Consider the following 11,289-nt stretch of genomic DNA (forward strand, 5'->3'; position numbering starts at 1 on the left):
TCCGGGGTGCGGGCGGCCTGGGCCTCGAAGAGCTGCGGGAGGGTGGCGTCGGGGGTGTCGTGGTCGGTGGCGTTGCGGGTGACGAGCAGGTCGTGCCGCTCGCTGCCGTCCATGACGGCGAGCCGGGCGAGCGGCCGGTGCGGGTCGCTCAGGGCGGATTCGAGGAGCCGGACGAACCGGCCGGCGAGCGCCTCGACGGTGGGCCGGTCGAAGAGGTCGGCGGAGTAGCCGGCGGCGGCCTCGACGCCCTGCGGTTCGCCGTGCTCGTCGTACCGTTCGGCGACGGAGAGGAGCAGGTCGAACTTGGCCATGTCGGGGTCGATCCGGGCGACGTCGGCGCGCAGGCCGGGGAAGTCGACCTCGGGGCGGTCGAGGTTCTGCAGGACGAGCTTGATCTGGAACAGCGGGTGGCGGTTGAGCGAGCGGCGCGGGTTGAGCGCCTCCACGAGCCGTTCGAACGGCAGGTCCTGGTGGGCGAAGGCGGCGATGTCGGCGGTGCGGGTGCGCTCCAGGAGTTCGGCGAAGGTGGGGTCGCCGGAGGTGTCGGTGCGCAGCACCAGGGAGTTGACGAAGAAGCCGACCACGTCGTCGAGGGCCTCGTCGCCCCGGCCGACGACCGAGCCGCCGATCGGGATGTCGGTGCCGGCGCCGAGGCGGGTGAGGAGGGCGGCGAGCGCGGCGTGCAGCACCATGAACGGGGTGACGCCGTGGGTGCGGGCGAGGCTCAGCAGCGCGCGGTGGGTCTCGGGGCCGAGGTGGAAGGGCACGAGGCCGCCGCGGTGGCTGGGCAGCGCGGGCCGGGGGCGGTCGGTCGGGAGCGCGAGCTCCTCGGGGAGGCCCGCGAGGGCGTCCTTCCAGTAGGCGATCTGGGCGGAGACGACGCTGTCCGGGTCGCTCTCCTCGCCGAGGCGGTCGCGCTGCCACAGGGTGTGGTCGGCGTACTGGACGGGCAGCGGGGGCCAGTCGGGGGCACGGCCTTCGAGGGCGGCGGCGTAGGCGAGGCTGAGGTCGCGGGCGAGCGGCGCGGTGGACCAGCCGTCACCGGCGATGTGGTGGACGACGACGACGAGGACGTGCGTCTCGGGGCCGACGGCGACGAGCCGGGCGCGCAGCGGGGCCTCGCGGGTGATGTCGAAGCCGCGGCCGACCGTTTCGGCGACGAGGGCGTCGGCGTCGCGTCCGGCGGCTTCGACGACGTCGAGGACGGGGCGGGCCTGCTCCGGGTCGAGGACGAGCTGGCGGGGGACGCCGTCGGTCTCGGGGAAGACGGTGCGCAGGCTCTCGTGCCGGCCGGCGACGTCGGCGAGGGCGCGGCGCAGGGCGTCGTGGTCGAGCGGGCCGGAGAGCCGCAGTACCAGGGGGATGTTGTAGGTGCCGTCGGCCGGGTCCATCCGGTTGAGGAACCACAGGCCGCGCTGGGCGTACGACAGCGGCAGCCTGTCGGGGCGTACGCGGCGGGTGACGGCGCCGCGGGCGGGTCCCGCGTCGGCGAGCCGGGCGGCCAGGCCGGCGACGGTCGGCGTCTCGAAGAGCGCGGCGACCTCCAGGTCCGCGTCGAGGGCGGCGCGGATCCGGGCGACGAGGCGGGTGGCGAGGAGGGAGTGGCCGCCGAGGGCGAAGAAGTCGTCGTCGACGCCGATCCGGTCGAGGCCGAGCATGTCGGCGAAGACGCCGCACAGGATCTCCTCCTGGGGGGTGCGCGGGGCGCGGCGTTCGACGGTGGTGAAGTCGGGGGCGGGCAGGGCCTTCCGGTCGGTCTTGCCGTTCGGGGTGAGCGGCATCGCGGGCAGGGCGACGAGGACGGCGGGGACGAGGTGTTCGGGCAGTGCGGCGGCGAGGGCCTCGCGCAGGCCGCGGACGTCGTCGGCGCCGACGACGTAGCCGACGAGGTGGCGGTGTCCGCCGGGACCGGGGACGGCCGCGGCGGCGGCGGCGGTGACGCCGGGCAGGGCCCGCAGATGGGCCTCGACCTCGCCGAGTTCGATGCGCTGGCCGCGGATCTTGACCTGGGCGTCGCGTCGGCCGATGAACTCCAGCTGCCCGTCGGGGCGGTGGCGGACGAGGTCACCGGTGCGGTACATGAGGCTGCCGTCGTCGGCGAACGGGTCGGGGACGAACGCGGCGGCGGTGCGTTCGGGGTCGCCGAGGTAGCCGTGGCCGACGCCGACGCCGGCCACGTACAGGTCGCCGGGGGTGCCGGGCGGGACGAGTTGCCTCTCGTCGCTGAGGACGTAGAGGGTGGTGTTGCGCACGGCGTGGCCGATGGGGGCGGTGGTCCGCCGCTCGTCGAGGGTGTCGGGGGTGATGACGGCGTGGGTGACGTCGTCGGAGCACTCGGTGGGCCCGTACGCGTTCATCATGGGGATGCCGGGGAAGCGGGCGAACCAGCGGCGGCACAGGTCGGCGGGAAGTTCCTCGCCGGTGACGACGAGATGGCGCAGGGTGGGCAGGGCGGGGACCTCGGCGCCCTCGTCCCAGATGTCCAGGGCGGCGCGCAGCAGCGAGGGGACGACCTCAAGGACGGTGACCTCGTCGTGGCCGACGAGCCGGAACAGGCCCAGCGGGTCGGCGGCGAGGAGCTGGTTCACGGCGAGGACGCGGCCGCCGGTGAGCAGCGGGGCGATCATCTGCCAGACGGAGACGTCGAAGGTGAGGGGTGCGTTCAGGACGACGGTGTCGGCGCCGGTCAGGGCGAGGTCGTCGACCTTGGCGAGCAGGTGGTTGTTCATGCCCCGGTGGTGCACCATCGCGCCCTTGGGGCGGCCGGTCGAGCCGGAGGTGAAGATGACGTACGCGAGCTGGTCGCCGGCCGGTGCGGTGGCGTCGGTTGCCGGGGCGGGGTCGGCCGGGTCGTCGACCGGCAGGGCCTTCGCGCCGGTTGCGGCGACGACGGCGGCGGCGGTCTCCTCGTGGCCGGGCCCGGTGAGCAGCCAGGCCGCGGAGGCGTCGCCGAGCAGGGAGGCGGACCGCTCGTGCGGGGCACGGGTGTCCAGCGGGAGGTAGGCGGCGGACGCGGCCTGGATGCCGAGGAAGGCGGTGACCGCGGCGGCGCCCCGGTCGGCGAGGACGGCGACGACGGTGTCCTGCCGGACGCCGCGGGCGCGCAGCCGGGCGGCGAGCCGGTCGACGCGGTCCATGAGTTCGGCGTACGTGACGTCGCCGTGGTCGTCGGTGACGGCGACGGCCTCGGGGTGTTCGGCGGCGACGGCGCGGACGCGGGCGACGGCGTCGGTCATGGTCTCCGGCGCGGCGGTGTCGTTCCACGCGACGAGGAGCCGGTGGACCTCCTCGTCCGAGAGGAGCGGGGCGCTGCCGATGCGGGTGCCGGGGGCCGCCGTGGCGGCTTCGGCGAGGCGGGCGAAGCGGGCCAGGAACGCTTCGGCGGTGGTGCGGTCGAAGAGGTCGGTGCGGAACTCCAGGGCGACGAGCAGACCGGCCTCGTCGCCGCCGGGTGCGCGGTGCTCGCGGATGTTGAAGGACAGGTCGAACTTGGCGGCGCCGGTGGGCACGTCGACCAGGCCGAGCGCGAGCCCGTCGGTGGCGGGCAGTGACCGCTCCGAGCTGTCCATGGAGATCATGACCTGGAACAGCGGGTGGTGGGAGGTGGAGCGGGCCGGGTTGAGCACCTCGACCAGCCGCTCGAAGGGAAGTTCCTGGTGGGCGTAGGCGTCGAGGTTGCTCGTGCGGACGCGGGCGAGGAGTTCGGCGAAGGTGGGGTCGCCGGAGGTGTCGGTGCGCAGCACGAGGGTGTTGGTGAAGAAGCCGACGAGGGCGTCCAGGCAGTCCTCGGGGCGACCGGTGACGGGCGTGCCGAGGGCGATGTCGGTTCCGGCGCCGTGCCGGGTCAGCAGGGTGGCGACGAGGGCCTGGACGACCATGAAGGTGCTGGCGCCGGTGGCACGGGCGAGCTCGGCGAGGCGGCGGTGGGCGGCCGCGTCGAGGTCGAGTGCGACCAGGTCCGCGGGGGCTGCCGAGCCGGCGCCGCGGGGGTGGTCGGCGGGCAGGTCGAGGTGGTCGGGCAGGCCGTCGAGCTGCCGCTTCCAGAAGGCGATCTGGCGGGCGGCGGCGCTGTCGGGGTCGCTCTCGTCGCCGAGGGCGCGCCGCTGCCAGGCGGCGTAGTCGGCGTACTGGACGGCGAGCGGGGCCTGTGCGGGGGCGTGTCCGGCGCGGCGGGCCGTGTAGGCGTCGGTGAGGTCGCCGAGCAGCGGGGCGAGGGAGCCCGCGTCGGCGGCTATGTGGTGGAGCAGGAGCAGCAGGACGTGCCGGTCGGGGGCGAGGGAGAACAGGGTGGCCCGCAGCGGGGGTTCTCCGGCGAGCTCGAAGCGGTGGGCGACGGCGGCGGACAGCTCGGCGTCCAGGGTGTCGTCGCTCGCCGCGCGGACGGTGAGCGCGGGTGCGCCGCCGGGGGGCAGGATGTGCTGGGCGGCGACGCCGTCGGTCTCGCGGTAGACGGTGCGCAGGATCTCGTGGCGGTCGGTGAGGTCGCCGAGCGCGGCGGCGAGCGCGGGCCGGTCGAGCGTGCCGTCGAGGGTGAGCACGAGCGGGATGTTGTACGCGGCGCTGGGCCCTTCGAGCTGGTCGAGGAACCACAGCCGCTGCTGGGCGTAGGAGAGGGCGAGGTCGCCGTCGCGGGGCACGGGGATGAGAGCGGGGCGCTCGGCGGTCGCGCCTTCGAGGCGGCCGGCCAGCCGGCGGACGGTGGGCGCGGCGAAGAGGGCCTCGACACCGCAGTCCCGGCCGAGTTCGGCGGAGATCCGGCGGGCGAGCCGGGCGGCCATGAGGGAGTGGCCGCCCAGCGCGAAGAAGTCGTCGTCGGCGAGGACGGCGTCGCGGCCGAGGGCGTCGGCGAACAGGGCGGCGAGGGCGTGTTCGAGCGGGGTGCGCGGCTCCCGGCCCGCACCGGCCGCGGCGGGGCCCGGCTCGGGCAGGGCCTTGTGGTCGACCTTGCCGTTGGGGGTGACGGGGATGGCGTCGACGACGGTGACGGTCGCGGGGACGAGGTAGCCGGGCAGGACCTCGGCGAGGGCGTCGCGGACGGCGGCCGGGTCGAGTCCGGCGCCCCGGGTCGTGGGGACGACGTACCCGGCGAGGGCGGGGGTTCCGTCGGCGGACCGGCGTACGGTCACGGCGGCCTGGGCCACGGTGGGCAGGCGCAGCAGCGCGGCCTCGGCCTCGCCGGGCTCGACGCGGTAGCCGCGGATCTTGACCTGCTCGTCGGCGCGTCCGACGAACTCCAGAGATCCGTCGAGGAGTTGGCGTACGAGGTCGCCGGTGCGGTACATGCGTTCACCGGGCAGCCCGAAGGGGTGGGCGACGAACCGCTCGGCGGTGAGCGCGGAGCGGCCGAGGTAGCCGCGGGCGAGGCTCGGGCCGGCGACGTACAGCTCACCGGTGACGCCGGGCGGCACGGGCAGCAGGGCGCTGTCGAGGACGTACACCCGGGTCTCGGCGATGGGGTCGCCGATGGGGGGTGTGCGGGAGCCGTCGAGGGCCTCGCTCATGGTGGCGCAGACGGTGGTCTCGGTGGGGCCGTAGCCGTTGACGAAGAGCCGGCCGGGCGCCCAGCGGGAGACCAGTTCCTCACCGGCGGCCTCGCCGGCGATGAGGATGGTCATGCCCGGGGGCAGGTCGGTGGCGGGGTCCATGACGGCCAGCGACGACGGCGGCAGGATCGCGTGGGTGATCCCGGCCTCGCGGGCGAAGGCGGCCAGCGGGTCGCCGGGCAGCAGCCGCTCGGCGGGGGCGAGGACGAAGGTCGCGCCGGCGAGCAGGCCCATGCACAGCTCGGGCACCATCGCGTCGAAGCCCATGGAGGCGAACTGGAGGACCCTGCTGCCCGGGCGGACGTCCAGCCGCCGGACGAAGGTGTCGGCGAGGCCCGGTAGGCCGGCGTGGGTGACCACGACGCCCTTGGGGCGGCCGGTGGAGCCGGAGGTGTAGATGACGTACGCGGCGTGCGCGGCGGTCAGCGGGGCGGTGCGGTCGGCGTCCGCGAGGTCGGCGCCGGACAGCGACTTCAGCTCGGAGACTACTTCGGGGTCGTCGAGGGCGAGCGTGGTGCGTCCGGCGGCCTCGGCGACGGCGGCGGTGGAGGCGTCGACGAGGACGCGGACGGGGGCCGCGTCGCCGAGGATGTGCGCGATGCGGGCCTCGGGGTAGCCCGGGTCCACGGGGACGTACGCCGCTCCGGCCTTGACCGTGGCGAGGATCGCGACGACGAACTCGGCGGAGCGCGGCAGCAGCAGGGCGACCCGGTCCTCGGGTCCGACGCCGCGGGCGACGAGCAGCCGGGCGAGCCGGTTGGCGCGCCGGTTCAGCTCGGCGTAGTCGAGGACGGTGTCCTCGAACGCGAGGGCGGGTGCGTCGGGCGAGGCGAGGGCCTGGCGCTCGAACAGGGCGGCGAGCGTGGGGCCTTCGGCGGCGGGCACGGGCGCGGGGGCGAGACGGGCGACGGCCGCGTCCCGCTCCTCGTCGCCGAGCAGCCCGATCCGGCCGAGCGGTGTTCCGGGCTCGTCGAGCGCGCGGGCGATCCGGCCCACGAAGCGCAGATAGCGGTCCTGGTGGGCGGCCAGCTCGGCGGGGGCGTACAGGTCCGGGTGGGCGTCGAAGTCGACGCGGATGCCGCCGCCGTTGCCCCGGTCGTAGACGGAGACGGCGAGGTCCTCGATGAGCCGCAGCGACATGTTGTGCGCGTCGGCGCGCAGTCCGGCGAAGCTCAGGTCGTAGTCGAAGGGGACGACGTTGAGCAGCGGACCGAAGAAGCGGCGGTGGTCGTTGGGCAGGCCCAGGTCACGGCGCAGTTCCTCGCCGCGGTAGCGCTGGTGGGCGACGAGGCCGCGCAGCGCGACCCGGGTGCGCTCCAGGAGTTCGCCGACGGTCGTGGCGTCGTCGACGGCGACCCGCAGCGGGACCACGTTGGCCGCCATGCCGGGCGCGGTGCGGGACTCGGGGCCCGGGCGGGCGGTGACCGGCAGGCCGAGCACGATGTCGGTGAGGCCGGTCATGCGGTGCATGTAGGCGACGGTGGCGGCGATGACGACGCGGGAGCGGGCGGTGCCGGCCCGCTCCGCCGCGCGGACCAGGTCCTGCCGGACGTCCTCGGGCAGGTGCGCGCTGCGCCGGACGAAGTCGGCGGACGGCTTCAGCGGGCGGGTGGAGAGGGCGACCGGCTCGGGCTGGTCCGCGTACCGGCCGTGCCAGAACTCCCGGTCGTCGGCGAGGTCCCCGGAGGCGCGGTACGCGGCGTCCTCGGCGAGGAGGGTGCGGACCGAGCCGAAGGGCGTGGGGCCGGGGTCGGCGCCGGCGGCGAGCGCGGTGTAGACGTCGGCGACGCGGCGGACCAGGAGGGCGGCGCCGACGCCGTCGAGCAGGATGTGGTGGTAGGCGTGGTACCAGAACCAGCGGTCCTCGGCGGCCTTGAACAGCGCGTACGTGAACAGCGGCGAGCCGGTCAGGTCGATGCGGCGGCGCAGGTCGCGGCCCATCCACTCCTCGGCGGCGCGCCGGGGGTCGGCCTCGCCGGAGACGTCGACGGTCCGCAGGGTCCAGGAGGGCTCGGCGCCGATCACCTGGCGGGGGCCGTCCTCGGTGTCGACGAACCGGATGTGCAGGGCGTCCGCCTCGGCGGTCATCCGCCGCAGCGCCCGCTCGAAGACCGCGGTGTCCAGGGCGCCGTGGATCTCCAGGTACTCCGCGGCGCGGAAGATCGGGCTGTCGGGTTCGACGGCCTGCGCGAACCACACCCCTGCCTGAGCCCCGGTCAGCGGAAGCTGCTGCTCGCCGTCGGCAAAAGACTGAGACTGGTCCATGATTCCTCGCCATCCACCTACAGGTGTGCGACAGGTAATTCCCGGCACACCGCAAGAACAGGTCAGTGATTTCTCCGCAGACAGCGTCTGCACACTGCGCAGGACGGTAGTCCGTCGCACGCCGACCCCTCTGGACAGCGCCTATACGCCAAGCTGCCTCTTTTCGCGGGCTCCTGGGTGTGCGAGAAAGAGCATGTTGAGGTCTACCCGGTATCAGGAGATCCGCATGTCCACTACCTTCCCGGTGAGTCAAGAATTCACTGGTGTCGCCGCCCGCGAAACACGCGACCGCGTCTTGGCGCGGGTGGAGCGACGTATTCACGAATTCCTCGCCGAGGAGCGCCGTTCCTGGGCGGCGCTCAACCCGGATTCGGCCGAACTGATCGACTGCGTGAGCCGCATGGTGGGCAGCGGGGGCAAGCGCCTGCGCCCCGCTTTCTGCGTCGCCGGCTATCTCGCCGGCGGCGGCGACCCGGAGGCGCAGGTCGTCGTCGACGTGGCGGCCGCCCTGGAGCTGCTGCACACCTTCGCGCTGCTGCACGACGACGTCATGGACGACTCGGGGCTGCGACGCAACGAGCCCACCGCGCACGTCCTGCACTCCACGCTGCACACGGAGCGGGACTGGCGCGGCGAGCCCCGCAGGTACGGCGAGAGCGTCGCCGTCCTCGCCGGCGATCTCGCGCTGGTGTACGCGGAGCGGCTGCTCGTCGACTGTCCGCCGCACGCCCGGCGGATCTGGGGCGAGCTGTGCACGGAGCTGATGATCGGCCAGTTCCTGGACGTACGGGCCGCCGCCCGGTTCGTGCCGGACCCCGAACTGTCGAGCTGGATAGCACTGTTCAAGTCGGGCCGCTACACGGTCTACCGGCCGCTTGCCATGGGCGCGGAGCTGGCCGGCGCGCAGGAGCTGCAGCCCGCGTTCGAGCGGTACGGTCTCGCGCTCGGCGAGGCGTTCCAGCTCCGGGACGATCTGCTGGACGCGTTCGGCAGCTCCGACGTGATCGGCAAGCCCGCCCAGCTCGACTTCAAGCAGCACAAGATGACGTTGCTGATGTCGATCGCGCTGCGCCACGAGGCCGAGGTACGGGAGCTGGTCGGCGACGACCTCACCGGGGCCGACCCCGAGCGGCTGCACGAGGTGCTCATCCGGACCGGGGTGCGCGACCGGGTGGAGGCGGTGATCGCGGAGCGCATCGAGACCGCGCGGGCCGCGGTGCGCGGGGTGCTGGACCCGGACTGGGCCGCCGAGCTCCACACGATGGCGAGGCAGGCCGCCTACCGTGACAAGTGACCTGAGCGCCCCCGGCCCGGCGGCGCCGGGCCGTACCGCCCCGGGTGCGTCCGCCGCGAGCCCGGCCGCACCCGGCCGTCCGCGCCCGGCCGCTGCCGGGCGGTTGGTCTCCGAACGGGTGGTGGCGGACTGGGAGTTCGCCGTGCCGCCGGGCGCGGTGGGGTCGTTCTGGGACGCGGTCGACCCGGTCGAGGGCCTCGACGTCTTCACGGAGGCGCTGGCCCGCGGCGCCGGGCCGCTCCCCGGCCCGGGGGCGGTCCGGCTGCGGGTGCGGGCGGTGGACGCGTACCGCCCTCCGCCCGGTGAGCCGCCACCGGCGCCGGGCGGGCCCTGGGCCGCGTACAGCGAGAGCGGGCACGTCCGGCGGATCCACTGGCCGGCCCGGGAGGCCTCGGGCACGGCCGGACTGCTGACGGCGTCGCCCGACCCTGCCCACGGCGCCGACGGGGCGCCGCGCGCCGACGACACTCCCCTCCCCGGCGGCGCGCCCGGCGCCCTCGTGGAGGTGTCCGCGAGCCACGAGGCGTTCCGGCGCAAGCTGACGCGGATGGCGCTGATCGCCCCGCTGATGCTGAGCGGCGGGATGGCGCTGATCCACGGCGTGGCCGTCACCCGCGACGACGGGTTCACCGTGCTGCTCGCCGGGGCGTCCGGGTCGGGCAAGTCCACCCTCGGTCTGGCGGCCTTCGCCCACGGCTGGCGGGTGGTCGCGGAGGATCTGGTGTTCGTGACCGGGGACCGGGCCGTCGTCCCGCTGTTCCTGAGCGGCGCGTGGGAGTGCCGGGCGCATCCGGACGACCGGGCTCTGATCGAGCGGGTCACCGGGACACCGGTCGAGGGGCACGCCTCGGAACTGCCGGCGGACCACCGGGGGCGGGAGTACCTGTTCCCGGTGCGCCCCGGGGCCGGGCCCGCCCCGGCCCGGCCGCTGCCGGTGGACCTGGTGGTCTTCGTGGACCGGGGCGGCGACGCCCCGGTCTCCTCCGGGGGCCGCGCCGGACAGGTCCTGGGCGCGGGCCCGCGCAGCACGCTGGGCGCGGTGGCGAAGCTGCTGCGGCTCGACTTCGCACCGGTCGTCCGGGAGACGGAGGAGACACTGCGGGGCGTCGTCGACGAGCTGCCGTCGCGGCGGTTCGCGGCGACCGGCCGGATCACGGACGACGTGCCGGCCTTCCTGGCCGCCCTCGACCGGTGGGCGTCCTGACGGTTCCCGCCGCACCGTGAACGCCTCGAAGGGCCGGCCCGAGCGGGCCGGCCCTTCGAGGCGTGTACGGGAGCGGGGCGCGGATCAGGCCATGGCGACCAGGATCCGGCGCTGCCCGGTGAACGCGCGGCGGCCGTGCGCGACCGCGACGTTGTCGACGAGCAGCAGGTCGCCGACCTCCCAGGCGACGTCCACGGCGGTCTTCATGCCGATCTCCTGGACGTGGGTGATGTAGTCGGCCGGGATGGGGCTGCCGTCGGCGAAGAACGCGTTCTGCGGGAGCTCGTCCTCGGGGATGAGTTCGGCGAGCGCGGCGGCGTCGTCGCCGAGTCCGGCGATGTGCCACTGGTCGGCCTGGTTGAACCAGACCTCCGTGCCGGTGACCGGGTGCTCCAGCGTCGCGCGGCGGAGCTGGGTGACGCGGAGGGTGCCGTCGGGCTGCCAGCTCCACTCGGCCTCGGCGTTGTCGAGGAACGCCTCGACCTCGGACCGGTCCTCGGTCTCGAAGGTGGCCTGCCAGCTCTTGCCGAAGCCCATGCCGTCGTGGAGGTTCTGGGTGTAGCGGACGCCGGGGGCGAAGGCCGCTCGGATCTCCGGGTCGATGGACTCCAGCCAGAGCCGGCCGTCGACGAGCGGGGTCGCACCGCCGGTGGCCGCCGCCACGTCGCAGAAGAACAGGATCCGCGAGGGCCAGGTGTGCGCGTACGACATCTCGTTGTGCATGGAGATCTCGAACTCGGCCGGGTACTCGGTGGAGGTGTAGAGGTTGCGGCCGACCTTGGTGCGCGGCGAGTTGCCGTGGACGTACGCGAGCCGGTTCGCCAGCATCAGGTCGGCGGCGCCGTCGTAGCTGTCGGCGGTGATCCCGAAGCCACGGAAGTAGACGGCGCGTTCCTCCGCCAGGAGCCGGCCGACGTCGGTGGCCCGCAGGTACTCCTCCAGACCCTGCGGGGTGGCGTCGGCGCCGACGTCGGCGGGGCGCA

The 11,289-nt window shown here is 74.7% G+C and carries 4 protein-coding genes; 2 read left to right on the plus strand and 2 right to left on the minus strand.

Annotated features, from left to right (window positions below; genetic code table 11):
- The coding region (locus AOK00_RS21400) for an amino acid adenylation domain-containing protein (protein ID WP_159041815.1) at positions 1-7,808 on the minus strand (7,808 nt) is incomplete at its 3' end.
- A gap of 304 nt (positions 7,809-8,112) precedes the next feature.
- Here AOK00_RS21400 and AOK00_RS21405 point away from each other — a divergent pair.
- The gene (locus AOK00_RS21405) at positions 8,113-9,102 is read left to right on the plus strand and encodes a polyprenyl synthetase family protein (protein ID WP_254047444.1); all 990 of its coding nucleotides are present in this window, start codon (positions 8,113-8,115) and stop codon (positions 9,100-9,102) included.
- A complete protein-coding gene (locus tag AOK00_RS21410; RefSeq protein ID WP_159041816.1) occupies positions 9,092-10,306 on the plus strand; it encodes a hypothetical protein in 1,215 nt (404 codons plus the stop codon). Before AOK00_RS21405 ends, AOK00_RS21410 begins: the two co-directional genes overlap by 11 nt.
- A gap of 84 nt (positions 10,307-10,390) precedes the next feature.
- Here AOK00_RS21410 and AOK00_RS21415 read toward each other — a convergent pair.
- Positions 10,391-11,289: TauD/TfdA family dioxygenase (locus AOK00_RS21415; RefSeq protein ID WP_055601911.1), on the minus strand; the 899-nt coding region annotated here is incomplete at its 5' end.

Source organism: Streptomyces aureus (assembly GCF_001418135.1).
Taxonomy (GTDB): domain Bacteria; phylum Actinomycetota; class Actinomycetes; order Streptomycetales; family Streptomycetaceae; genus Streptomyces; species Streptomyces aureus_A.